Here is a 22,769-nt window from a genome sequence, read left to right on the forward strand (position 1 = left end):
GACGTGTGGCGACCCGATACGACAGATGCCCAAAGGTCTTCCTCTCCGCCATCGCACTCGCGGCGCTCGTCATTTATTGGCTATGAGTCCTGAGCCTAGTGAAAGCCCCACAGATGAATGATGCTCTGCTCTCCCCGCCCGCGGTGGCCCCCGCCGATCAAGCCCGTCGTATCCTGATGCTGCGCCTGTCCTTCCTGGCCATCGTGCCACTGGTGCTGTTCACGCGTTCGGCATGGATGGACGCGCATTGGTTGTTCGACACGCTGGAGGTGCTGGGGATATTCCTGATCATCGCGGGTGTGCTTGGGCGGTTGTGGTCGATCCTGTATATCGGCGGACGCAAGAACCTTGAGATCGTTCAGGATGGGCCATATTCGATCTGCCGTCATCCGTTGTACCTGTTTTCCACGCTGGGCGTGCTGGGCTTTGGCCTGATGCTGGGATCGGTGGTGATGACCGCGCTGTTGGGCATGTTGTTTTTCACCATTATCAACCGCACCGCCTCGCGGGAAGAGGCATATTTGCGCCATAGCCTTGGCACGGACTATGACGATTACGCCGCGCGGGTGCCGCGAATTCTGCCGCGCCTTGCGGGGTTTCGCACGGCGCCGCAAGTAACATTTGACGTGGCGGTTCTGCGCCGAAACCTGTTCGATGCGCTTGTATTCCTGAGCCTGATTCCGCTCGCCGAATTGATGGAAGTCTTGAAGGAGGCTGGCGGGTTTCCGACACTGGCACTGTTTTGATGCCGAATAATTGTGCAGGGTGAAAACTTGCACGTTTCTGCGGCAGATTGTTTTCCCGGCGCAATAATCTTCGACTGTTTGGCGGCAATAGTGGCAGAAACGGATCGAATTGTCCTGCGAATATCGTTAGGTGTCCGCTAACATGTGTCACGAAGGGGGACCGAGATGATTGAGACGCCGTATCTGCTGTTTCTGGGGGATGCCCCCGACCAACTGGCTGCCAAGGTCGCGCAGGGTATCAAGGACTGGCGCCCCGAAAATGCGGTGGGCCAATTCCGCATGGAGGGGTGCAAGGCCGATATGGGCCTGACCGACATGACCCTGGCCGAGGCCAAGGCCGCTGGTGCCAAGACACTGGTTATCGGCGTGGCCAATCGCGGCGGCGTGATCAGCCAGGCTTGGAAAAAGGTGCTGGTAGCGGCGCTGGAAGAAGGGTTCGACCTGGCCTCGGGCCTGCACAACCTGCTGCGCGACGAGCCCGACCTGGTGGCCGTGGCCGAGGCAACGGGCCGCAAGCTGCACGATGTGCGCATCCCCGAGGTGAAATACCCTATCGCCAATGGTGTGAAGCGGCGCGGCAAGCGCTGTCTGGCCGTGGGCACCGATTGTTCAGTGGGCAAGATGTATACCGCGCTGTCGATGGATGCCGAGATGCGCGAACGCGGCATGAAGTCGTCGTTCCGTGCCACCGGGCAGACCGGCATCCTGATTACAGGCGACGGTGTGCCGCTGGATGCGGTGATCGCCGATTTCATGGCCGGTTCGATCGAATGGCTGACGCCCGACAACGATGACGACCATTGGGACTTGATCGAAGGGCAAGGCAGCCTGTTCCACGTGTCCTATTCGGGTGTTACCATGGCGCTGGTTCATGGCGGGCAACCCGATGCGCTGATCGTCTGCCACGAGCCCACGCGTGAGCACATGCGCGGTTTGCCAGGCTACCAGTTGCCCAGCCTCGAGGCTGTGCGCGACATGGCAACATCGCTGGCACGGGTGGCCAACCCCGCGGCCGAGGTAGTGGGGTATTCGATCAACACCCAGCACATGAGTGAAGACGAGGCGCGCGCCTATCTGACCGATATCGAGACTCGCCTGGGCCTGCCCGCGACAGACCCGTTCCGGTTCGGTGCTGGCAAGCTGGTTGATGCGCTGGCGGCGCTGACCTGAGGGCACGCCTTTTGCCGGCCCGGGCCGGGGGCATTGCTCCCGGCCTTGCGGCCTCCCCCCGGGATATTTCTGGAGAGAGGAAACCCCATGCAGATCGAGGTAACCCGCGACGTGTTTCGCCTGGCGCAGGTGTTCACCATCAGCCGGGGCAGCCGGACCGAAGCGCAGGTTCTCACCGTGCGCATCACCGAGGGCGGCGTTGCGGGGTGGGGCGAATGTGTGCCCTATGCCCGCTATGACGAGACGCTGGATAGCGTAACCGCCGAGATCGACAGCCTGCCCGAACGGTTCGACCGCGCGGCGCTATACGACCTGCTGCCGGCAGGCGCCGCCCGGAACGCCGTTGATTGCGCGCTTTGGGACCTTGAGGCCAAGCAGGCCGGCAAGCGCGTTTGGGAACTGGCGGGCCTGCCCGCGCCGGGTCCCGAGATTACCGCCTATACCCTGTCGCTGGCCGACCCGGCCGAGATGGAGGCGCAAGCAGCCAAGAACGCGCATCGCCCGTTGCTGAAGATAAAACTGGGCACGCCAGACGACATGCCCCGGCTTGAAGCGGTGCGCCGCGGCGCGCCGAAGGCACGCATCATCGTGGACGCGAACGAGGGGTGGTCGGCCCAGGTTTATGCCGACCTGGCACCGCACCTGGTGCGCTTGGGCGTGGCGCTGGTCGAACAGCCCTTGCCCGCCGACGCCGACGAGGCACTGATCGGGATGGACCGTCCCGTGCCCGTCTGCGCCGACGAATCCGCCCATGACCGGGCCAGCCTTCCCGCGCTGAAGGGCAAGTATGACGTGGTCAATATCAAGCTGGACAAAACCGGCGGCCTGACCGAGGCGCTGGCCCTGCGCGACGCGGCGCGCGCCGAAGGCTATGATATCATGGTGGGCTGCATGGTTGGCAGCTCGCTGGCGATGGCGCCCGCCACGCTTGTCGCGCAAGGCGCGCTTGTGACCGATCTTGACGGGCCGCTCTTGTTGGCAGAAGACCGCGACCCACCGCTTTTGTTCGATGACGCCGGCGTGCACCCGCCCAGTGCCGGCCTTTGGGGATAAGGAGATCCACCCATGACCCGCACCGTATACGTGAACGGCCAGTACATGCCCGAGACCGAGGCCACCGTGTCGATCTTTGATCGCGGTTTCCTGATGGCTGATGGCGTCTACGAAGTGACCAGCGTGCTAGACGGCAAGCTGCTTGATTTCGATGGCCACCTGGCCCGGCTGGAACGGTCGCTGGCCGAACTGGACATGGACAAGCCAGACCAGTTCGACGATCTGCTGGAAATCCACCGCGAGCTGGTGCGCCTGAACGATATCGACGAGGGCATGATCTATTTGCAGGTCACGCGCGGATCGTCCGGGGATCGTGATTTCGTCTTTCCCGACACCCAGACCACGCGGCCGACGCTGGTTCTGTTTACCCAGAGCAAGCCGGGCTTGGCCGACAGCCCGGCGGCGAAGACCGGCATCAAGGTGATCAGCATCGAAGACATCCGCTGGGGCCGCCGCGACATCAAGACGGTGCAATTGCTGTACCCGTCGATGGGCAAGATGATGGCCAAGAAGGCCGGCGCCGACGACGCGTGGATGATCGAAGATGGGCATGTCACTGAGGGCACCAGCAACAACGCCTACATCGTGAAGGGTGGCAAGATCATCACCCGGCAATTGTCGAACGACATCCTGCACGGCATCACGCGTGCTGCCGTGCTGCGTTTCGCCCGCGAGGCACAGATGGAAGTCGAGGAACGCCCCTTTACCATCGACGAGGCAAAAGAGGCGGATGAGGCGTTTATCACTTCGGCCTCAACCTTTGTTTTCCCGGTCGTGGAAATCGACGGTACCAAGCTGGGAGAAGGCACACCGGGCCCCGTGGCCCGGCGCCTGCGCGAAATCTACCTGGACGAAAGCCGCAAGTCGGCAATCTGAAGGCATTGATACGCTGCATGACAAGGCGGCCCTTCCGGGGCCGCCTTTTTTGCCAGGTGGGCGTGATGTAAAGCCGTGGCTGTGCCCAGCGTTGACGGCGGGCACACGGCCCGTTGGGGTCTCAGTCTCGCGCCGGGATCTCCAGGCCGCGTTGAACCGCCGCACGATCAAGGAAACGATCAAGGTAGGCCACCGTGCGCGGGTGATCCGCCCAGCCCACCACCTCGTGCGCACCGTAGAAATCAAGCGCCCGCAGCCATGGTGCCAGCGCGATATCGGCAATGGAATAGTCGCCCGCGATCCAATCCTGCCCATCCAGCGCGGTTTCCACCACGCCCAGCAGGCGGTGCGCCTCGGCTATGTAGCGTTGGCGCGGGCGGGGGTCTTCTATCTCGGCTCCGGCGAACTTGTAAAAGAACCCCAGCTGGCCGAAAAGCGGCCCGACGCCGCCCATCTGGAACATCAGCCATTGCAGCACCTGGTATCGCGCTGCGGGTGCCTTGGGCAGCAGCTGGCCGGTTTTATCGGCCAGGTAAATCAGGATCGCGCCGCTTTCGAACAGGGCCAACGGCGCGCCATCCGGCCCGTCGGGGTCGATGATGGCGGGAATCTTGTTGTTGGGATTGAGCGACAGGAATTCGGCGCTTTTGACATCCGTGTCCGACAGCGTGACCTTGTGCACATCGTAGGGCAGGCCTGTTTCCTCGAGCATGATCGACGCCTTGACCCCGTTGGGCGTGGGAAAGGAATAAAGTTGCAGCCGCTCGGGATGCCGTGGTGGCCAACGGCGTGTGATCGGGAAATCGTCGGGAAATTTCATCGGTGCCTCGTGTTCCATTTTCAGGGAAACTAGGCTGGTTTTCCGGTGACAGAAAGGGCCGTTTTCGCGTAACCGTCTTTGACATGTGACACGGCATGTCGCATGGCGCATGGCGAAAGAGGCTGGCAGCGGCGTGGCCTGAACCCGTGCTGTGTCGAAATGAAAACCGGGCTTGCGCGAAAGTGCGGGCCCTTTGTGCATGTCGCGCCCGCCGGTGAGCGGTGTGGGCTGCAGTCGGAGCAGGAGCATTTCCATGGAAGCAATAACGGAGCAAATGGGCGCCTACGGGCCGCTGGTGATCAACGCGGTAAAGGCCATTGTGGTTCTTATCCTTGGCTGGATGGCCGCCGGAATTGTCAGCGGCATCGTGCGGCGGCGGGTGAACGCCACGCCACGGATCGACCCGACGCTGGGCTATTTCATGGCCTCGCTCGTCAAGTGGGCAATCCTGTTGATGGTCCTTGTGGCGGTTCTGGGCCTGTTCGGCATCGAGGCGACATCGCTTGTGGCTGTTCTGGGTGCGGCGACACTGGCCATCGGGCTGGCCTTGCAGGGCACGTTGAGCGACCTGGCCGCAGGGTTCATGCTGATCTTGTTCCGTCCCTACAGGTTGGGCCAATATGTCGATATCGGAGGCACGACCGGTACCGTGACCGACCTGAACCTGTTCATGACCGAGCTTGTGACGCCCGACAACGTGCAGATCATCGTTCCCAACGGGCAAGCGTGGGGGTCGATCATCATCAATTACTCGCACCATGACAAACGGCGCGTGGACATGGTGTTCGGCATTGATTACGGCGATGATGCCGACGCGGCGATGGAGATCATTCTGGCCGAAGCACGCGCCGATGCGCGCGTGCATGACGACCCCGAGCCGTGGGTCCGCGTGACCAACCTTGGCGACAGCAGCGTGGATCTGACCACGCGCTTGTGGGTGAACGCCGCCGATTACTGGGAGGTGAAATTCGCCCTTACCAAGGCGGTGAAAGAGGCGTTTGATGCCAAGGGCATCAGCATCCCCTATCCGCATTCGGTGGAAATCCAGAAAGCGGGCTGACCTGACGTTAGGTCAGGTCGCACCATCGCGCAGGATACGCGCGGCCAGTGCCTCGGCCCACAGGGCATAGACCCGTGGGCCGGGGTGAAAGCCGTCTGCAGCCATCATCGTGGGGTCAAGCGGCTGGTCGAAGGGCACGTGGTGCAGGTCGGGCGTTTGCGCGGCCAGTAGCGCCAGAGCCGTATCAAAGCGGCGCGCTTCGCCCCCCATGATCCAGCGCAAACCACCCTTGAGCAGGGGAAAGCCCCCCATCGGTGGCAGGCCCGAGGCATAGATCGCGCGCGTGCCGAACTTGTGACGCAAAAGGTCATGCACCGCCTTTTGACGGCGCAACCAGATGCGGCGGGGCAGGCCCCGCGTCACGTCGTTGACCCCCAGGGCCAAAATCGCCACGTCGAATCGCGCTGGCGGCAAATCCCGTAGCCGTTCAAGGCAGGCGGCGGTGGTGTCGCCCGTATGCGCATGTAGCGCCCATGCGACGCGACGATGCAGGGCAAGCCGTGCAATCAACTGGCCAGAAAGCGCCGTGTCCTGGTGCGGCGCGCCCACACCGGCGGCCGAGCTGTCGCCAGCGATCAGTAGCGACAGGGCCGGACCGTCACCTGCAAGGCCCTGCCGTGGCCCGGGCGGTTCCGGCAGGCGCAGCGCATGGCGGCGCAGGGCCGCTCCCTGCACCGCCAGAACCGGCGCCAGCGCGTATTTGGCATATCGTGTGGCCATTGCCTCATCCTGTCAGACGGGGCAAAGCATAGCGTGGATCAGCCCTTTATCACCAGTTGCGGCGAGGTCACGTCGATCCCCAGGGCCTTGCCTACGGCGTAGTAGGTCAGTTTGCCCGCGTGCACGTTCAAACCGTTCAGCAGGTGCGGGTCGTCGGCACAGGCCTGTTTCCAACCCTTGTCGGCAAGCGCCAGCATGAACGGCATGGTGGCATTGCCCAACGCGATGGTCGAGGTGCGCGCCACCGCGCCGGGCATGTTGGCCACGCAGTAATGAACGATGCCATCGACATCATAGATCGGGTTCTCATGCGTGGTGGGTTTCGAGGTTTCGAAACAGCCGCCCTGGTCGATGGCGACATCGACCAGCACCGTGCCCGGTTTCATCGTCGACAGTTGGTCGCGGCTGATCAGCTTGGGTGCGGCGGCGCCGGGGATCAGAACGGCACCAACGACCATGTCCAGATCCGGCAGCAGCCCGGCCACCGCGCCCTTGTCGGAAAATTGCGTGGTCAGCCGCCCCATGAACACGTCGTCTAGATAGGAAAGCCGTGCAATCGAACGATCAAGAACCGTGACGTTGGCCCCCATGCCAACCGCCACCCGTGCGGCGGCGGTTCCGACTACGCCGCCCCCAATGATCGCCACATTGGCCGGGCGCACGCCGGGCACACCGCCCATAAGCACGCCGCTGCCGCCATTTGCCTTTTGCAGCGCCCATGCGCCGCTTTGCGGGGCAAGTCGGCCGGCCACCTCGGACATGGGCGCCAGAAGGGGCAGGCCCCCGCGATCATCGGTAACGGTTTCATAGGCAATGGCCGTACAGCCCGACGCAAGCAGATCATGGGTCTGGTCGGGATCGGGGGCGAGGTGCAGGTAGGTGAACAGCACCTGCCCCTCGCGCAACATCTTGCGCTCGGCGGTCTGGGGCTCCTTGACCTTCACGATCATCTCGGCGGTTGCGAATACCTCTTCGGCGGTGTCGACGACATGCGCGCCGGCCTCGGAATAATCGCTGTCTTCGAACCCCGCGCCTCGCCCGGCCCCGGTTTCAATCAGCACCTCGTGGCCGTGCGCCACGGCCTCGCGCGCGGCGTTGGGCGTCACGCCGACGCGAAATTCCTGTGGCTTGATCTCTTTTGGGCAACCGATTTTCATGGCGCGCGCTCCTCCTTGCAAATGAACTTTTGGACAGGTTGTCGCATATACGGCGCAATTCTGTCGATAATTGGGTCGCAATTACCGTTTTCATGTGAATATTCTTCGAACATGACCGCGCATGAGAGAAGGAATCTGCGTTTATGGCTTTGGATGCAACAGATCGCAGGATTCTTGCCGTGCTGCAGAAACGCGGACGGATATCGAATGCCGACCTGTCCGAGGCGGTAAACCTGTCGCCTTCGGCCTGCCACCGTCGGGTGCAGCGACTTGAGGCCGAAGGGTTTATCGGTGCCTATGTCGCCCTGCTTACCCCGCGCAAACTGGGTATGGCCAGCATCATCTATGTCGAGATCACGCTGCGCGGGCAGACAGATGATATTCTGGATGCGTTCGAAAAGGCCGTGGCGCGTATTCCTAACGTGCAGGAATGTCACCTCATGGCGGGCACTGCCGATTACATCCTGAAAGTGGTTGCCGAAGACACCGAGGATTTCGCCCGCATTCACCGCCAACACTTGTCACGCCTGCCCGGGGTGACGCAAATGCAGTCTTCCTTTGCCTTGCGCACCGTGATCAGCACAACGGCCCTTCCGGTCTGAACCGACCCGTTTCCGGTATCTTGCCCTGCCGGTACAGGTGAAAGAGCAGTCGGCCACGGGGTGCCGGGCCGTTGCGCTTGTCCCTTGATTGCCCCAAAGTGCCGCGAAAACGGGAGGGCGTGCGTGGAACACGATTACATCATCGTTGGAGCAGGCAGCGCGGGCTGCGTTCTGGCCAAACGCCTGACGGATGCCGGCCATTCTGTGCTGCTGCTGGAGGCGGGGGGCAAGGACAGTTACCACTGGGTGCATGTTCCGATGGGGTATTTGTACTGCATCGGCAACCCGCGCACCGACTGGTGTTTCCGCACGGTGGACGAGCCCGGTTTGAATGGGCGCTCCTTGCTGTATCCGCGGGGCAAGGTTTTGGGCGGCTGTTCGTCGATCAACGGCATGTTGTATCTGCGCGGGCAGGCGGCCGATTATGACGGCTGGCGCCAGTCGGGCCTGCCCGGCTGGGGATGGGATGACGTGCTGCCCTATTTCAAGCGCTCCGAAGATTACGTGGATGGCCCCAGCGACATGCACGGCGCGGGCGGCGAATGGCGGGTGGAAAACCAACGCCTGCACTGGGATGTGCTGGACGATTGGAAAGCCGCGGCAGCCGGTTGGGGTCTGCCCGAGGTCGGGGATTTTAATACCGGCAACAACGAGGGTGTGGGATATTTCAAGGTGAACCAGCGATCTGGCTGGCGGATGAACACGGCAAAGGCGTTTTTGCGCACCGCGACTGGCGACAGTCTGCGCGTGTTGACCCGGGCGCATACCCGGCGGGTGATCCTGCGCGACGGCCGCGCCATCGGGGTTGAGTATGAACGCGGTGGAATGGTGCAGCGCGCTACCGCCCGAGCCGAGGTGATTTTGAGCGCGGGGGCACTGGGCAGCCCGCAGATCCTGCAACTGTCCGGCATCGGCCCCGGTGACGTGCTGCAACGCCACGGCATCGACGTGGCCGCCGATCTGCCGGGCATCGGGGCCAATCTGCAAGACCACCTGCAACTGCGCTGTGCTTGGCGCCTGACCGGCGCGCGCACGTTGAACACCATCGCCAACAGCCTGTGGGGCAAGGCGATGATCGGGTTGGAATACGCGCTGAAACGGTCAGGCCCGATGTCGATGGCGCCAAGCCAGCTTGGCGCTTTCAGCCGCTCGCGTCCCGACTTGGAAACACCCGATCTGGAATATCATGTGCAGCCCTTGTCGCTGGACGCGTTCGGCCAGCCGTTGCACGATTTTCCGGCGTTGACCGCCAGTGTCTGCAACCTGCGCCCCGAAAGCCGCGGCAGCGTGGAAGTTGCCAGCCCGAACCCGCATGATGCGCCGCGCATCGCGCCCAACTACCTTTCTACCGAAGGCGACAAACAGGTGGCCGTGGCAGCGATACGACAGGCCCGTGCGATCATGGCGCAACCCGCGATGCAGAAATACCAGCCCCAAGAGATCATGCCCGGTATCGACAGCGACGACGAGGGCGATCTGTTGCGTGCCGCGGGCGACGTGGGCACCACCATTTTCCACCCGGTTGGCACCGTGCGCATGGGCGCCGACGACGCGGCCCCGCTTGACGGGCAATTGCGGATGCGGGGTGTTGCCGGCTTGCGCGTGGTCGATGCCAGCGTGATGCCCAGCATCACCAGCGGAAACACCAACTCGCCCACTATCATGATCGCCGAGAAAGCGGCTGACATGATCCTGGGGCGTGGGGCGGCGTAATGCCCGGCGCGGCCGTGTGGTGTTCGCATCGCTTGGCAGTTTCCGCCCGGCGGGGTGTTCGTGGCAAGTATGGCAGGGCATCGGTTTCTTCGGCGATGCTGAGCCGGCGGTCCATCCGCCCTCTCGAAGGCGCGCACATTCTTGTGCAAGACAGGGCCTTGTATGATGCCATTCCCCATACCCTGCCACGGCACGGGGGCGGGTGATGCTGGCGACACTCGCCGGTATGGAACCCGCAACCATCGCCGCATTCCTGTTGGCGGGGGTCGTGTTGAACCTGACGCCGGGGGCGGACGTGATGTTTGCCGTGGCCAGCGGGGCCCAGGGGGGGCCGCGGGCGGGGCTGGCGGCGGCTCTGGGCGTGGCGCTTGGCTCGGTCCTGCATGTAAGCCTGGCCGTGCTGGGCGTTTCGGCGGCGCTGCTGGCCATTCCGGGCGCGCATGATGCGATCCGGTACCTGGGTGCGGCCTATCTGGCGTGGCTGGCAGTCAAGGCGTGGCGCACGCCGCTGCCCGACCCCCGAAAGGGCGCGACACGGGCGGGCGGGGCCGTGTGGCGTGGGTTCGTGACAAACGCACTGAACCCCAAGGTGGCGCTGTTCATCATGGCGTTCCTGCCGCAATTCACCGATCCGGCACTGGGGCCGGTGGGGCCGCAAATGGCGGCGCTTGGGCTGCTTTTCGTCATGACCGGCCTGATGATTACCGGCGCCTATGGCATGGCGGCGGGCTGGCTGGGGCGCGCGCTGGGACGTGCATCGGGGGTAATGGGGAAAGTGTCTTCGGTGATTTTCGCGGCACTGGCCGCGCGTATCCTGGCCGAGGGGTAAGGGTGGGCAAGCTGCCCACCCCGGAAAGGCGCATCAGATCACCTTGACGACCTGCTTGCCTTTGTTCTTGCCTTCAAGCATTCCCCTGAACGCGCGCGGTGCGTTTTCCAGCCCTTCGGCGATATCCTCGACGAATTTCAACTGGCCGCTTGCCACCATCGGTCCGACTTCGCGCATGAAATCGGCGAAGCGGTCGAAATGATCCGAGATGATGAAGCCGTGCACATGCAGCCTGTTCACAAGGATCATGCGCCACAGCTTGGGCAACTGATCCTTGTCACCGCCCGCATTGGCGCCCAGGGCGCCGGCGTTGTACCAGCTGATCATGCCGCATACGGGTATGCGGCCGCCCACGTTCATCAGGGGCAAGACCCCTTCCAGCACCTTGCCGGCGACGTTCTCGAAATAGATGTCGATGCCCTTGGGGCAGGCCTCGGCCAGCGCGGCCCGCATTTCGGCGCCGTCTGCGTAGGCGCGGTGATCCAGGCATTCGTCGAAGCCGAAGGTTTCCACCGCCATCTTGCATTTTTCCGGGCCGCCAGCCACGCCGACAACCCGGCAACCGCGGGCCTTGGCAATCTGCCCGACCATCGAGCCGACGGGCCCGGTAGCGGCGGCCACCACAACGGTTTCGCCCTCCTTTGGCTGGCCATACTCGGTCAGTCCGAACCACCCGGTAAAGCCGGGCATTCCCAAAACGCCCAGCGACGCGGTGATCGGCCCGTGCGCGGGATCGATCTTGCGCAGCACGTCGCCCGGCTGGATGCCGTGCGTGGCCCAGCCGAACATGCCAAAGGCAAAATCGCCTGGCTTGAAGTTGGGGTGGTTCGACGCGATCACCTCGCCGACGGCGCCACCCTCCATCGTGCCATCCAGGGGCACCGGCGTCGCATAGGATTTCGCGTCGTCCATGCGGCCCCGCATATACGGGTCGAGCGACATGTAATGCACGCGCACCAACACCTCGCCTTCGCCCGGTTCGGGCGCAGGGCTTTCCTCAAGGCGGAAATCGTCGTCAACGGGCGCGCCGGTGGGGCGGCGGGCCAGGACGATGCGTTTCATGGTCTCGGTCATTTGGTAAACTCCCTTTGTTGTCATTCACGGCTGCGATAACGAAACACGCCCGTGGATGTGGCGATCAATTCGCCGGTATTGTCGGTCAGCTGCGCGCGGGCGAAAAAGGTCTTGCGCCCACCGCCCGTCTTGAAACCTTCCGCGATAAGTCGGTCGCCCCCGGTCTGCGCCAGGAAATTGGTGGTCATCGACAGGGTCACCGCATGTTGTGGCGCGTCAGGGTCGCCCGTGAAACACCCGCTCAGTCCCATCACCGTGTCCAGCATCATGGCCTGCACGCCGCCATGAACGATGCCTGAGCGGTTGCCGAGATACGATGCAATGGGCAGGTCGTAACGCGCGTAGCCGTCGCGCCAATCCACCATTTCAAACCCCATATGCGCCTGCAACGGGTATGGGTCTTCCTTGAGCCGCGGGTCCATCTTTTCAGACACTCCTTGCCGCTTTCAATCCGCCCTCGGCAAAAAGCGGCACGAAACCGCCCAAACGGATGGCCCGTTCGGGGTTCGAGGCGTTGCCATCAAGCGCACGTTTCAGAACCCCCTGCAGGATCGCACCCATGCGGAAATAGTTGAACGCCAGGTAGAAACCGAACCGGTCAATGCCGGCGATGCCACGCCGCGCGCAATAGGCGTCGATGAATTCCTGATCGCTCATCAGCCCTAGTGCAGCACGGTCGACGCCGGCCAGCCCGCGCCCCTCGTTGCCGGGCGGCATGCCCCATTGCATGATCACCGCGCCCAGGTCGGCATAGGGGTGGCCGGTTGTCGACAGCTCCCAATCCAGCATGGCAACACAACGCGGCCCGTCATGCGCGAACAGCATGTTGTCGATGCGAAAATCGCCATGCACCAGCGTGCGCTGCCCGTCATCTTCGGGCATGTGCGTTTCCAGCCAGGCGATCAGCTCTTCCATCTGCGGAATCGCCTCGGTCTCGGACGCGCGGTATTGCTTGGTCCAGCGGCCGATCTGGCGGGCGTAATAATTGCCCTCGGGGCCGTAATCATCCAGCCCGGTCGCCACCAGGTCGGTATCGTGGATGGCTGCCAGAACACGGTTCATCTCGTCCATCACAGGGCGGCGATCGTCATGGGGCAATTCGGGCAGGCGTGGGTCGTCGAAATGCCGGCCATCGACATGATCCATCACGTAGAACATCGAGCCGATCACGCTGTCATCGTCGCAAAGAACGCGCATACGGGCGACGGGTACATCGGTGTTCGCCAAGGCGCTCTGAACGCGAAACTCGCGGTCGACAGCATGGGCCGACTTGAGCAATTGACCGGGCGGCTTGCGCCGCAACACGTAATTTGCCCTGGGCGTTTCAAGCAGGAAGGTCGGGTTCGACTGACCGCCGGCGAATTTCTGCGCCTTAACCGGGCCTTCGAAATCTTCCATGTGCTCCGCCAGCCATCTTGCGACGGCCTCTTCATCCAGGTGTGCGGCAGCGTTGCCGGTCATGCGCGTCCCTCCGTCAGCTATATGTCAGCAGCTCTTGCGCGTTGGCTGCATTGATATGCGGGGTTTCGTTGAAGCCGTGAAAGTAGAAGGCGCCGCGCCGCGAGTAAACAAAGCGCGTGACGCCGCAGTTGCGGGTCTGCAGTTGCAGTTCGATCTGTCGCGCGGGCGGTGTTTCCAGCGCAGCCGCAACAAGTTGCCCGATCGGCCCGCCCGAACTGACGGCCAGCACCTGATCGGCGTCGGGTTTCAGCATGGTCTGGCGGGCCTCTTCTACCCGCGCCACGAATGCGCCCCAGCTTTCGGGCGGGTTCTCGATCTCGTCCCGCTGCCAGGCCAGCACGGTTTCGCGCAGGGTACGGAAATGTGTCTTGCGGTCAGTATGCATGTTTTCCGGGCCCGGCGCATCGTGAAACCTGGCGTTCAGAAGCGCCGTAAAGTCGAACTCGTTCAAGCCGGGATGAATCTCGGGCGCCGCCGTCATGCCGAGGCCCGCCAGCACGCCTTCCAACGTTTCGCGGTGCCGGGTCATGCTGCCGATCACGACCGCGTCAGGGCGCAGGCCCTGGGCCGCCAAGGCCTTGCCCAGGGCGCGCGACTGGCGGTGGCCCAGGTCGGACAACTGGTCGTAATTGGCCGCGCCGAAACTGGCCTGCGCATGGCGTATGACGATCAGTTCAGCCATTCAACAGCCTGCGCATCTCGTCCTTGGCTTCGGCGTATTGCGTGGCGAGCGTGTCGACCAATTGGGCCGCTGGCTGCACTTTCTTGATCGCGCCGATGCCTTGGCCCGACCCCCAGATTTCCTTCCAGCTCTTGGGTTTCTCGCGGTCGTCGCCGAAGTTCATCGTGCTGGGGTTGGCCTCGGGCAGGTTGTCGGGGTCCATGCCGGCCCGCGCGATCGAGGGTTTGAGGTAGTTGCCCCAGACGCCCGTGAAAAGCGAGGAATAGACGATATCCTCGGCCCCGTGCTCGGCGATCATCTGCTTGTAATCGGGCACGGCGTTGGCCTCGTCGGTGGCGATGAACGGGCTGCCGATATAGGCAAGGTCGGCGCCCATGGCCTGCGCCGCCAGGATCGAGCGGCCATTGGCGATGGCGCCCGACAGCAGCAAGGGGCCATCGAACCATTCGCGGATTTCGCTGACCAGTGCCATCGGCGATTGCGCGCCGGCATGTCCGCCGGCACCCGCGGCGACGGCAATCAGGCCATCGGCGCCCTTCTCGATCGCCTTGTGGGCAAATCGGTTGTTGATGATGTCATGCAGGGTAATGCCGCCACAATCATGCGCGGCCTCGTTCACCTCGACCCGCGCGCCAAGGCTGGTGATCCAGATCGGCACTTTCCACTTGTGGCAAATCTCGAGGTCGCGCTCCAGGCGGCTGTTGGAGCGATGCACGATCTGGTTCACGGCAAAGGGCGCGGCCGGGGTGTCGGGGTTGTCCTGGTTGTGGCGGTCCAGTTCCTCGGTGATGCGTTTCAGCCATGCCTCTAGCATCACCGGGTCACCGTCCTTTTCGCGCGCGTTAAGCGCGGGGAAAGAGCCGACGATTCCCGCCTTGCATTGCGCGATCACAAGGTCGGGGTTCGAGATGATGAACAGGGGCGATCCCACCACGGGGATGCGCAGGTTTTGAAGAACGGGGGGCAGGGCCATGTGCGGTATACCTTTGTTGGGTACGGCCGGGCTGAAGCCCGGCCTACGGTCAGCGAAGTAGGGCGGGCTTCAGCCCGCCATCGGGTTACAGAACCTCGAACAGGCCTGCTGCGCCCATGCCGCCGCCCACGCACATGGTGCAGACGACGTATTTCGCGCCTCGGCGTTTGCCCTCGATCAGGGCGTGGCCCACCATCCGTGCGCCCGACATGCCATAGGGATGACCGATGGAGATGGCCCCGCCATCTACATTGAGGATCTCGCCCGGGATGCCCAGCACGCGCTGCGATTGCAGAACCTGGCTGGCGAATGCCTCGTTCAGTTCCCACAACCCGATGTCGTCCATGCTCAAACCGTGCGCCTTGAGCAACTTCGGCACGGCATAGATCGGGCCGATGCCCATTTCGTCGGGCTCACAGCCTGCGGCCATGACGCCGATATAGCGGCCCAGCGGCTGCAGCCCGCGGCGCTCGGCCTCTTTCGCTTCCATGATGACGCTGGCCGAGGCCCCGTCGGACAACTGGCTGGCATTGCCGGCGGTGATGTATTTCCCTTCGGCCACTGTCTGGCCGTTCTTGAAGACCGGGTTCAGCGATTGCAGGTTTTCCAACTGGGTGCCGGGGCGGTTGCCCTCGTCCTTTTCCAGCGTCACCTCCTTGAACGAGATCTCCTTGGTCTCCTTGTCCATCACGCCCATTGTGGTGGTCAGCGGCACGATTTCATCGTCGAATTTGCCTGCCTCTTGCGCGGCGGCGGTGCGTTGCTGCGATTGCAGCGCATAGGCGTCCTGGTCTTCCCGGGACACGCCATACCGCTCGGCTACGATCTCGGCGGTTTCAAGCATCGACATGTACAGCGCGGGCTTGTGCTGCTTGATCCACTTGTCGGCGAGCCAGTCGGTGCGCATCTTTTCGTTCTGTACCAGGCTGATCGATTCCACCCCGCCGCCGATACAGATATCCATGCCGTCATGGATCACCTGCTTGGCTGCCGTGGCGATGGCCATCATGCCCGACGCGCATTGACGATCCAGCGACATGCCCGCCACCGAAACCGGCAGCCCGGCGCGGATCGCGGCCTGACGACCGATGTTGCCGCCGGTGCTGCCCTGCTGAAGGGCGGCGCCGATGATGCAATCCGAGAATTCCGAGCCATCCAGCCCCGCGCGCTTGACCGCGTGCGATACGGCGTGGCCGATCAGCTCTTGCGCCGAGGTGTTGTTGAACGCTCCGCGATAGGCCTTGCCGATGGGCGTGCGGGCGGTGGAAACGATGACTGCGTCACGCATGATGATATCCTTTGGGTTTACAAGTCTTCCCACGGGGCGGGCAGGCCACGGGCCTTGGCCGCCATGCGGGCGTATTTGCGGGTCTGGTTAAAGGCGCCGGGCATTTCTTCTTGGCCTTGCGGGTCGCGGATGCGCGCCATGTTGGCCATCACGCCTTCGGGGCTGAGGTCGTCGCCCTGCAAGGCGACGCCGGCGGTTTCATAGATCTTCGTTTCGGTAAAGCAGCCCGCGCCCGCGCCCATGATCATGCGGCTCGGGGCGTCTTCGGCCACCAGCGCCAGGAGGCCCGGGGTGATGGTTTCGGGCCGCAGAAGTTCCAGGGTTTCGGGCGGCAGCAGATCCTCGGTCATGCGGGTGGCGGCTGTCGGGGCCAGCATGTTGACGCGGATATTCTTGCGCCCGCCCTCTTGCGCGAGCACGTTCATCAGGCCCAGCATCGCTGCCTTCGCCGCGCCATAGTTGGATTGGCCGAAATTGCCATAAAGCCCGCTGCCCGAGGTGGTGAATACGATACGCCCGTATTCGCGCTCGATCATGTGGCGCCACAGGGCATGGGTGCAGTTGACGCTGCCCATCAGGTGCACGTCGACCACCTTTTGAAAATCGGCCAATGACATCTTGGCAAAGGTCTTGTCGCGCAGGATGCCGGCATTGTTCACCAGGATGTCGACATGGCCGAATTCGGCCACCGCCTCGTCAACCATGGCCTGCACCTGTGCGGGGTCGGTCACGTCGGCACCGCTGACGATGGCCCGCCCGCCAGATTGCCGAATTTCGGCTACGACGGCGCGAGCGGCCTCGGAACTGGCGCCGGTGCCGTCAGTGCCCGCGCCAAGGTCATTGATCACCACCGAGGCGCCGCGTGCCGCCAGGCCCAGCGCGTGGCTGCGGCCCAGCCCCACCCCCGAGCCGGTGACAATCGCAACGCGCCCGTCAAACCTGATTTCGCTCATGCCTGTTCCTCCAGATAGCGTCGGCCCAACCATTCGGCCACCAGCGCGGGCTTGTCCTGCCCTTCGATTTCCACGGTCACGTCCATCACCGTTGCCACGTATCCCGGCTGGATATCCACCGATTTCAGGTGGAACACCCCCCGAATGCGCGACCCCGCCCGCACGGGCGAGACGAACCGCACCTTCTCAAAGCCATAGTTCACACCCATCGCAACGCCCTGCAACCGGGGCAGTTGGTAGGACATCATCGACAGCATGGACAAGGTCAGGAAGCCATGCGCGATGGTTCCGCCAAAAGGTGTCTGCGCGGCCTGCTCCGGGTCGATATGGATGAACTGCCAGTCATTCGTGCAATCGGCGAAGGCGTCAATGCGTTTCTGGTCGATTTCGACCCAGTCCGAGGTGCCGAAATGCGTGCCCTCGCGGGCACGAAGCCGCTCAAGCGTGATCTTGTCGGTCATGGGTCACAAATCCTGGTTGAACAAACTGCCCTGCGCTTTGGACTGCATGCCCCCCGAGAGCGGTATCACCGCGCCCGAGATATAGGCCGCGCCCCGCCCGCACAGGAATTGCACGGTGCCGGCAATGTCTTCGTCACGGCCCACACGGCCCAGCGGCACGCCCTTGGCGGCTTCGGCCTGGCCTTCCTCGGTGCCGATGGCAAAGGCGGTCATCTTGGACACGAAAGGCCCCGGAGCGATGGCGTTGACGGTGATATAGCGCGGCGCCAGGTCGTTCGACAGGACGCGCGTCATATGATGCACTGCGCCCTTGGACACGGCGTAGGAATAGGTGGCCGTGCCCTTTGGTATCTCGCCCATGACGCTGCCGGTGTTGATGATGCGGGCCGGGTCGTCCTGCGTGGCCGACGCTTCGAGCATCGGCACCAGAAGCTGCGTCAGGTGGAACATTCCGGTCACGTTCAGCGACAGCAGCTTGTCCCAGGCGGCGTACGGATGCTCGCCCAGGGGCGCGCCCCAGGTGCGGCCCGCGTTGTTCATCAGGATGTGCAGTTTGTCGGTGCGTTTTTTCACTTGGGCGACCAACGCCTCGATGCCCGCCTCGGTGGCGACATCGCCGGCAAACCCTTCGACCGTGCCGGGCAGGCCCATGGCGTTTATCTCGGTGGCGACGGCCTCGCAGGCGTCGGCCTTGCGGCTGCATATCAGCACGCGCGCACCTGCGGCGGCCAGCCCTTCGGTCGCCATGCGCCCGATCCCCGAAGAGCCGCCGGTGACAAGCGCCACCTTGCCCGTCAGGTCGTTCAGGTTTGCCGGTGTCATTTGCATCTGTTTCCCTTTCTCAGAATCCGCGCGCAGCGGCGACCAGTGCCGCGTGATAGCCGTAATCGCCCAGCCATTCGGCACCGACGCGGGCGCGTTTCATGTAAAAGCCGATGTCATAGTCATCGGTCATGCCGATGCCGCCATGCATCTGCACGCCTTCGCGCACGGCCAGGTCGACGGTTTGCGCCGCGCGCGCCTTTGCCAGCGAAACGGCCAGTTGCGCGTCTTGGGGTGTTTTATCCAGCACACGGCCTGCATTGGCGATGGCCGATGCCGTGACCTCGATTTCCGCCCACAGGTGGGCGGCGCGGTGCTGCAGCGCCTGGAAACTGCCGATGGTGCGGTCGAACTGGCGGCGTTCCTTCAGGTAGCCTACGGTCATCCCATAGGCTCCGCCCGCAACGCCCAGCAATTCGGCGGCCATGGCGGCCTGCCCGGCTTGTACCCCTGCGCGTAGAACGGCAAGGCCATTATCGACCTCGCCCAACACGTCATCGCCCGTCGCCTCGACCGCGTCGAATATCAGGCGGGCGTGGTCGCGGCTGTCGATCGTGTCGAGCCGGTCGCGGGTCAGGCCTGCGCGCGCGGCGTCGATATCGAAAAGGGTCAACCCCACCGCGTCGCCCGGCGCACCGGCGGTGCGCGCCAGAACCAGCACGCGGTCGGCGGCGCTGCCATCGGCGACCAGCGGCTTGACACCCGTCAGGCGAAAGCCGTTGCCCGCCCGCTCGGCCTGCATGGCGGTGCTTTCGGGCGCGTACTTGCGCCCTTCGTCCAGGGCCAGCGCATAGATCACATCGCCCGCCGCGATCTGGCCCAGGGCCGTGCCTGCGCGATCCGTCGCCACGGCACGCAGGGTGCTGGCGGCAACCACCGCCGTCGACAGAAAGGGCGAAGCCGCCAGCGTGCGGCCCATTTCCTCGGCCAGGATGCACGCGGCGCGGTGGCCCATCTCGGCCCCGCCGCAGACCTCGGGCACCAGCACGCCCGACCAGCCCATCTGCGCCATCTCGCGCCAAAGGCCGGGGTCGAAAGCGCGACCAGCCTTGCGATTTTCGCGCAGCTTGGCCACCGGGGCGGATTCGGCCACGAAACCGCGCGCCGCGTCGCGCAGCATGACCTCGTCTTCGGTCTCCATTAGCGTTGTCATTCGTGGCCCCTTAGCTGTTCGGCAGTTCGAGAACGCGTTTCGCGAGGATGTCGAGCATCACCTCTGATGTGCCGCCTTCGATCGAGTTGGCCTTGGTGCGCAGCCACTCCGGCGCCAGCCCGCCATGCGGCCCGTCCCATTCCAACGCCTCGCTGCCGGCCGCGTTCATCAGCAACTCGTAACGTCGCTTGTTCAACTCGGTGCCGTAATATTTCAGCATCGCACTGGCGTTGCCGACGCCTTGCCCAGCTTCGGCCTGATCCTTGTAGCGCTCCATCGTCATAGCAAAGGCAAGTGAATTCACTTCGCAGGCCATCGCCTCGGCGCGCGTCACGGGGTCATCCATCGCCCCATCGAGACCACCAAGGAATTGGCCAAGCGACCGGCCGCCCAGCAGGCCGCGTGCACCGCCGCCGATCATCTCGCGCTCATGCGTCAGCAGGTATTTCGCGATGTCCCAGCCACGGTTGCGCTCGCCCACCAGATTTTCCTTGGGCACCTTCACGTTGTCGAAAAAGGTTTCGCAAAAAGGTGACTTGCCGCTGATCAGCCGGATCGGCCTGGTGGTAATACCGGCGCTTTCCATGTCCATCAGCAGGAAAGAAATGCCCTTGTGCTTGGGCGCTTCGCGATCAGTACGCACCAGGGCGAATATCCAGTCCGCCTTGTCGGCGTAAGACGTCCAGATCTTCTGACCGTTCACGAGGTAATGGTCGCCCATGTCCTCGGCCCGGGTTTGCACATTGGCCAGGTCGCTGCCTGCGCCCGGCTCGGAATAGCCCTGGCACCAGCGGATTTCGCCGCGGGTGATCGGGGGCAGGTGCCGCGCCTTTTGCGCGTCGTCGCCAAATGCCAGCAGGGCCGGGCCGAGCATCCACAGGCCGAAGCTTTCCAGCGGCGGCGGCGCCTGGAGGCGGGCCATTTCCTCGCGATAGATCTTTTCCTGTGCGCGACTCAGGCCGGCGCCGCCGTATTCGGTGGGCCAGCGCGGGGCGGTCATGCCGCGTTCTATCGCGGCATCCAGCCATTCCTTCTGCGCAGGTTCGGCGAACTGCCATTGGCGGCCGCCCCATACGATCATGTCCTCGCCCATGGCGCGCCCGCGAAGCGATGCCGGGCAGGCGGTTTCGATCCATTGGCTGATTTCGGCGCGGAACGCATCCAGCGTGGCGTCGGTGTCGGCCATGCAGTCCTCCCCTTCTGCAAAACCTTTTCGCAATGCGAAAAGGAATTCCGTTCAAGCAAGCAAACGCATCTTTGGACGAGGGTCAAGCCACCGCCAGCCCGTAACGCTGCGGCAGGGCGCACGCCTTGCGCCCTGCCGGGGCCAGACCGTCAGCGCAGGTCGGGCAGTTTGTAGTCTGCGTAAGTCTGGCGCAGGGTCAGTTTCGACACCTTTCCGGTGGCGGTCAGCGGCAGTTCCTTTGCCCAGATCACGTCATCGGGCAACTGCCACTTGGCGAAATGTTCCAGCATATGCTGGTGCAGTTCGTCGAGCGAGGGCTTTTCGGTGCCCGCGGCCACGGCAACCAGGACCGGGCGCTCGTCCCACTTGGGATGCGGCATCGCGATGGCCGCGCAGCTTGCAACGCCGGGGTGCGACATGGCCGCGTTTTCCAGGTCGATCGAGGAAATCCACTCACCGCCGGACTTGATCAGATCCTTGGAGCGGTCCTGGATGTTCAGGATGCCGTTGTCGTCGATCGAGGCAATGTCGCCCGTGCCGAACCACCCCTCGGAGTCGATGGCCTTGGCGGTGGCCTCGTCATTCTTGAAATACCCCGAGACAATGGTGTTGCCGCGCACGTAAAGCTCGCCCACGGCCTTGCCGTCATGGGGCAGGCGGTTCCCGTCTTCGTCCACGATCTTGAGGTCGACACCGAAAGCGCGGCGGCCCTGCTGCGCCTTGAGGTCCACCATGCGGTCAAAGGGTTGCTTCTGCACCCATTTCGGCATGTTGCCGTGGGTGCCGATGGGGCTCATTTCCGTCATGCCCCAGGCATGGCCCACATGCACACCCATCTTTTCGAAGGTTTCGATCATCTTGCGTGGCGCGGCGGACCCGCCCACGACGATATCGGCAAAGCCCTCGGGCTTGCGGCCCTGCTTCTCGATCTCGGCCAGAAGGCCCTGCCAGACCGTGGGGACACCCCAGGCGGAATACACGCCTTCGGTATCCATGAGCCTGAACAGGCTTTCGCCATCCAGCGCGGGGCCGGGCATCACCAGCGAATAGCCCAGCATGGGCGATGCGTAGGGCAGGCCCCAGGCGTTGACGTGAAACAGCGGTACCACCGGCATCACCTTGGACTCGGCGGGAATTGACTGCCCCATGACCAAGCCGCCCAGCATGAGCGCGTGCAGCAGCGTCGAACGATGCGAATAGAGCGCCCCCTTGGGGTTACCCGTCGTGCCCGAAGTATAGCACAGGGCGGCCGCGGTATCCTCGTCGAATACGGGCCAGTCAAAGCTTTCGGGCTGATCTTCCAGCAGCTCTTCGTAGCACAGGGCGTCAAAGCTGTTTTCCGGCATATGCGCGCGATCGGTCATGATCACAAAGCGCAGATCCTTGGGCAGCTCGTCTTTCACCCCTTCGATAATCGGCACGAAGGTGGCGTCGAGAAACAGCAGCTTATCCTCGGCATGGTTGACGATATAGATCAACTGTTCCGCCGACAGACGCGGGTTGATCGTATGGCACACCGCGCCCTGGCCCGAGATCGCATAGTACAACTCGAAATGGCGATAGCCGTTCCAGGCCAGCGTCGCGACGCGGTCGCCCATCTCGATTCCCAGGCCTTTCAGCGCGTTCGCCAGTCGGTATACGCGCTTGAGCGTCTGGGGGTAGGTCTGGCGGTGAACATCGCCTTCGGTGCGCACCGATACGATTTCCCCGGTTTTGTGCGCTTCGGCCGCGTGCTCGATGATACTGCTGATCAAAAGCGGGCGATGCTGCATCATGCCTTTCATGGCGTTTCTCCCTTTGCTCCCATATTTGCGGGCAGACTAGCGTTCGCACCGGGAATGCCAAAGGGAAATTGATGACGTTTCACCTTTGTTTTATTGGATCTTTTCCGCAGACCGAAATTCCGTTGCGTCACAAGCCGGGCCCGCGCAACCATGGTTGAGTGCATGGTGCCGCTGCCCTAACCTGCA

General features: G+C 63.5%; 23 protein-coding genes and 1 pseudogene. 9 read left to right on the plus strand and 15 right to left on the minus strand.

The window, feature by feature from the left end; all coding sequences use genetic code 11:
- The 5 genes and pseudogenes from M8744_RS10185 to M8744_RS10205 all read left to right on the plus strand — a co-directional run.
- Window positions 1–86, plus strand: a pseudogene (locus M8744_RS10185) (IS5/IS1182 family transposase); the annotation flags it as partial.
- Between the two features lie 27 nt (window positions 87–113).
- Window positions 114–746: a methyltransferase family protein gene (locus tag M8744_RS10190; protein ID WP_251414736.1), complete on the plus strand. Its 633-nt coding sequence runs from the start codon at window positions 114–116 to the stop codon at window positions 744–746.
- A gap of 165 nt (window positions 747–911) precedes the next feature.
- On the plus strand, window positions 912–1,916 hold the full coding sequence (dgcN, locus tag M8744_RS10195) for an N-acetyltransferase DgcN (protein WP_251414739.1): 1,005 nt from the start codon (window positions 912–914) through the stop codon (window positions 1,914–1,916).
- An 87-nt stretch (window positions 1,917–2,003) separates the two neighbouring features.
- A complete protein-coding gene (gene dgcA, locus M8744_RS10200) occupies window positions 2,004–2,969 on the plus strand; it encodes an N-acetyl-D-Glu racemase DgcA (protein WP_251414742.1) in 966 nt (321 codons plus the stop codon).
- Window positions 2,970–2,981: 12 nt separating this feature from the next.
- Complete coding sequence (locus tag M8744_RS10205; protein ID WP_434481363.1) at window positions 2,982–3,845, plus strand: D-amino-acid transaminase; 864 nt, start codon at window positions 2,982–2,984, stop codon at window positions 3,843–3,845.
- 121 nt (window positions 3,846–3,966) lie between these two features.
- Here M8744_RS10205 and M8744_RS10210 read toward each other — a convergent pair whose 3' ends face one another.
- The gene (locus tag M8744_RS10210; RefSeq protein ID WP_251414745.1) at window positions 3,967–4,665 is read right to left on the minus strand and encodes a glutathione S-transferase family protein; all 699 of its coding nucleotides are present in this window, start codon (window positions 4,663–4,665) and stop codon (window positions 3,967–3,969) included.
- 253 nt (window positions 4,666–4,918) lie between these two features.
- Here M8744_RS10210 and M8744_RS10215 point away from each other — a divergent pair, with 253 nt between their 5' ends.
- Window positions 4,919–5,725, plus strand: a complete 807-nt coding sequence (locus M8744_RS10215; RefSeq protein ID WP_251414770.1) for a mechanosensitive ion channel family protein — start codon at window positions 4,919–4,921, stop codon at window positions 5,723–5,725.
- Window positions 5,726–5,737: 12 nt separating this feature from the next.
- Here the strand turns inward: M8744_RS10215 and M8744_RS10220 are convergent, their stop codons facing one another.
- Together M8744_RS10220 and ald are read right to left on the minus strand one after the other, a co-directional pair.
- Window positions 5,738–6,445, minus strand: coding sequence for an SGNH/GDSL hydrolase family protein (locus M8744_RS10220; RefSeq protein ID WP_251414772.1), 708 nt, complete (start codon window positions 6,443–6,445; stop codon window positions 5,738–5,740).
- A gap of 38 nt (window positions 6,446–6,483) precedes the next feature.
- Window positions 6,484–7,602 (minus strand): alanine dehydrogenase, encoded by a 1,119-nt coding sequence (gene ald, locus M8744_RS10225; protein ID WP_251414776.1) that lies wholly within the window; start codon window positions 7,600–7,602, stop codon window positions 6,484–6,486.
- Between the two features lie 143 nt (window positions 7,603–7,745).
- Here ald and M8744_RS10230 point away from each other — a divergent pair, with 143 nt between their 5' ends.
- The 3 genes from M8744_RS10230 (at window position 7,746) to M8744_RS10240 (ending at window position 10,746) form a co-directional block, all read left to right on the plus strand.
- Window positions 7,746–8,204, plus strand: a complete 459-nt coding sequence (locus tag M8744_RS10230; RefSeq protein ID WP_251414779.1) for an Lrp/AsnC family transcriptional regulator — start codon at window positions 7,746–7,748, stop codon at window positions 8,202–8,204.
- Window positions 8,205–8,327: 123 nt separating this feature from the next.
- Entirely contained in the window at window positions 8,328–9,917 is a 1,590-nt protein-coding gene (locus tag M8744_RS10235) for a GMC family oxidoreductase (protein ID WP_251414782.1), read from the plus strand.
- A gap of 205 nt (window positions 9,918–10,122) precedes the next feature.
- Window positions 10,123–10,746 (plus strand): LysE family translocator, encoded by a 624-nt coding sequence (locus M8744_RS10240; protein WP_251414785.1) that lies wholly within the window; start codon window positions 10,123–10,125, stop codon window positions 10,744–10,746.
- A gap of 33 nt (window positions 10,747–10,779) precedes the next feature.
- On the opposite strand, the gene curA is transcribed toward M8744_RS10240, so the two are convergent.
- The 12 genes from curA to M8744_RS10300 all read right to left on the minus strand — a co-directional run bounded on the left by curA (window position 10,780) and on the right by M8744_RS10300 (window position 22,583).
- Entirely contained in the window at window positions 10,780–11,820 is a 1,041-nt protein-coding gene (gene curA / locus M8744_RS10245; protein ID WP_251414788.1) for an NADPH-dependent curcumin/dihydrocurcumin reductase, read from the minus strand.
- A 20-nt stretch (window positions 11,821–11,840) separates the two neighbouring features.
- Window positions 11,841–12,242, minus strand: coding sequence for a PaaI family thioesterase (locus tag M8744_RS10250; RefSeq protein ID WP_251414791.1), 402 nt, complete (start codon window positions 12,240–12,242; stop codon window positions 11,841–11,843).
- A gap of 4 nt (window positions 12,243–12,246) precedes the next feature.
- Window positions 12,247–13,281 carry a phosphotransferase family protein gene (locus M8744_RS10255; RefSeq protein WP_251414794.1) on the minus strand — a complete coding sequence of 345 codons (1,035 nt, stop codon included), beginning with the start codon at window positions 13,279–13,281 and terminating at the stop codon, window positions 12,247–12,249.
- Between the two features lie 13 nt (window positions 13,282–13,294).
- Window positions 13,295–13,963, minus strand: coding sequence for a histidine phosphatase family protein (locus tag M8744_RS10260; protein ID WP_251414797.1), 669 nt, complete (start codon window positions 13,961–13,963; stop codon window positions 13,295–13,297).
- The gene (locus M8744_RS10265) at window positions 13,956–14,936 is read right to left on the minus strand and encodes an NAD(P)H-dependent flavin oxidoreductase (protein ID WP_251414800.1); all 981 of its coding nucleotides are present in this window, start codon (window positions 14,934–14,936) and stop codon (window positions 13,956–13,958) included. Before M8744_RS10265 ends, M8744_RS10260 begins: the two co-directional genes overlap by 8 nt.
- A gap of 85 nt (window positions 14,937–15,021) precedes the next feature.
- Complete coding sequence (locus M8744_RS10270; protein WP_251414803.1) at window positions 15,022–16,224, minus strand: acetyl-CoA C-acyltransferase; 1,203 nt, start codon at window positions 16,222–16,224, stop codon at window positions 15,022–15,024.
- Window positions 16,225–16,241: 17 nt separating this feature from the next.
- Entirely contained in the window at window positions 16,242–17,177 is a 936-nt protein-coding gene (locus tag M8744_RS10275) for an SDR family NAD(P)-dependent oxidoreductase (protein ID WP_251414807.1), read from the minus strand.
- The gene (locus tag M8744_RS10280; RefSeq protein WP_251414809.1) at window positions 17,174–17,638 is read right to left on the minus strand and encodes a MaoC family dehydratase; all 465 of its coding nucleotides are present in this window, start codon (window positions 17,636–17,638) and stop codon (window positions 17,174–17,176) included. The genes M8744_RS10275 and M8744_RS10280 overlap by 4 nt, the downstream gene beginning before the upstream one ends.
- A gap of 3 nt (window positions 17,639–17,641) precedes the next feature.
- The gene (locus M8744_RS10285) at window positions 17,642–18,460 is read right to left on the minus strand and encodes an SDR family NAD(P)-dependent oxidoreductase (protein WP_251414812.1); all 819 of its coding nucleotides are present in this window, start codon (window positions 18,458–18,460) and stop codon (window positions 17,642–17,644) included.
- 19 nt (window positions 18,461–18,479) lie between these two features.
- Window positions 18,480–19,613 carry an acyl-CoA dehydrogenase family protein gene (locus tag M8744_RS10290; RefSeq protein ID WP_251414815.1) on the minus strand — a complete coding sequence of 378 codons (1,134 nt, stop codon included), beginning with the start codon at window positions 19,611–19,613 and terminating at the stop codon, window positions 18,480–18,482.
- 10 nt (window positions 19,614–19,623) lie between these two features.
- Window positions 19,624–20,799, minus strand: coding sequence for an acyl-CoA dehydrogenase family protein (locus M8744_RS10295; protein ID WP_251414818.1), 1,176 nt, complete (start codon window positions 20,797–20,799; stop codon window positions 19,624–19,626).
- A gap of 149 nt (window positions 20,800–20,948) precedes the next feature.
- Window positions 20,949–22,583: a long-chain-fatty-acid--CoA ligase gene (locus M8744_RS10300; RefSeq protein WP_251414821.1), complete on the minus strand. Its 1,635-nt coding sequence runs from the start codon at window positions 22,581–22,583 to the stop codon at window positions 20,949–20,951.
- Between the last annotated feature and the right edge of the window lie 186 nt (window positions 22,584–22,769).

The organism is Lutimaribacter degradans, from assembly GCF_023703375.1.
Lineage (GTDB): Bacteria > Pseudomonadota > Alphaproteobacteria > Rhodobacterales > Rhodobacteraceae > Lutimaribacter > Lutimaribacter degradans.

What these genes read in the sequence shown, in the direction of transcription:
- M8744_RS10190 (WP_251414736.1), top strand. Translation starts at nt 114, where the DNA reads ATGAATGATGCTCTGCTCTCCCCGCCCGCGGTGGCCCCCGCCGATCAA.
- dgcN (WP_251414739.1), top strand. Translation starts at nt 912, where the DNA reads ATGATTGAGACGCCGTATCTGCTGTTTCTGGGGGATGCCCCCGACCAA.
- dgcA (WP_251414742.1), top strand. Translation starts at nt 2,004, where the DNA reads ATGCAGATCGAGGTAACCCGCGACGTGTTTCGCCTGGCGCAGGTGTTC.
- M8744_RS10205 (WP_434481363.1), top strand. Translation starts at nt 2,982, where the DNA reads ATGACCCGCACCGTATACGTGAACGGCCAGTACATGCCCGAGACCGAG.
- M8744_RS10210 (WP_251414745.1), bottom strand. Translation starts at nt 4,665, where the DNA reads ATGAAATTTCCCGACGATTTCCCGATCACACGCCGTTGGCCACCACGG.
- M8744_RS10215 (WP_251414770.1), top strand. Translation starts at nt 4,919, where the DNA reads ATGGAAGCAATAACGGAGCAAATGGGCGCCTACGGGCCGCTGGTGATC.
- M8744_RS10220 (WP_251414772.1), bottom strand. Translation starts at nt 6,445, where the DNA reads ATGGCCACACGATATGCCAAATACGCGCTGGCGCCGGTTCTGGCGGTG.
- ald (WP_251414776.1), bottom strand. Translation starts at nt 7,602, where the DNA reads ATGAAAATCGGTTGCCCAAAAGAGATCAAGCCACAGGAATTTCGCGTC.
- M8744_RS10230 (WP_251414779.1), top strand. Translation starts at nt 7,746, where the DNA reads ATGGCTTTGGATGCAACAGATCGCAGGATTCTTGCCGTGCTGCAGAAA.
- M8744_RS10240 (WP_251414785.1), top strand. Translation starts at nt 10,123, where the DNA reads ATGCTGGCGACACTCGCCGGTATGGAACCCGCAACCATCGCCGCATTC.
- curA (WP_251414788.1), bottom strand. Translation starts at nt 11,820, where the DNA reads ATGACCGAGACCATGAAACGCATCGTCCTGGCCCGCCGCCCCACCGGC.
- M8744_RS10250 (WP_251414791.1), bottom strand. Translation starts at nt 12,242, where the DNA reads ATGGACCCGCGGCTCAAGGAAGACCCATACCCGTTGCAGGCGCATATG.
- M8744_RS10255 (WP_251414794.1), bottom strand. Translation starts at nt 13,281, where the DNA reads ATGACCGGCAACGCTGCCGCACACCTGGATGAAGAGGCCGTCGCAAGA.
- M8744_RS10260 (WP_251414797.1), bottom strand. Translation starts at nt 13,963, where the DNA reads ATGGCTGAACTGATCGTCATACGCCATGCGCAGGCCAGTTTCGGCGCG.
- M8744_RS10265 (WP_251414800.1), bottom strand. Translation starts at nt 14,936, where the DNA reads ATGGCCCTGCCCCCCGTTCTTCAAAACCTGCGCATCCCCGTGGTGGGA.
- M8744_RS10270 (WP_251414803.1), bottom strand. Translation starts at nt 16,224, where the DNA reads ATGCGTGACGCAGTCATCGTTTCCACCGCCCGCACGCCCATCGGCAAG.
- M8744_RS10275 (WP_251414807.1), bottom strand. Translation starts at nt 17,177, where the DNA reads ATGAGCGAAATCAGGTTTGACGGGCGCGTTGCGATTGTCACCGGCTCG.
- M8744_RS10280 (WP_251414809.1), bottom strand. Translation starts at nt 17,638, where the DNA reads ATGACCGACAAGATCACGCTTGAGCGGCTTCGTGCCCGCGAGGGCACG.
- M8744_RS10285 (WP_251414812.1), bottom strand. Translation starts at nt 18,460, where the DNA reads ATGACACCGGCAAACCTGAACGACCTGACGGGCAAGGTGGCGCTTGTC.
- M8744_RS10290 (WP_251414815.1), bottom strand. Translation starts at nt 19,613, where the DNA reads ATGACAACGCTAATGGAGACCGAAGACGAGGTCATGCTGCGCGACGCG.
- M8744_RS10295 (WP_251414818.1), bottom strand. Translation starts at nt 20,799, where the DNA reads ATGGCCGACACCGACGCCACGCTGGATGCGTTCCGCGCCGAAATCAGC.
- M8744_RS10300 (WP_251414821.1), bottom strand. Translation starts at nt 22,583, where the DNA reads ATGAAAGGCATGATGCAGCATCGCCCGCTTTTGATCAGCAGTATCATC.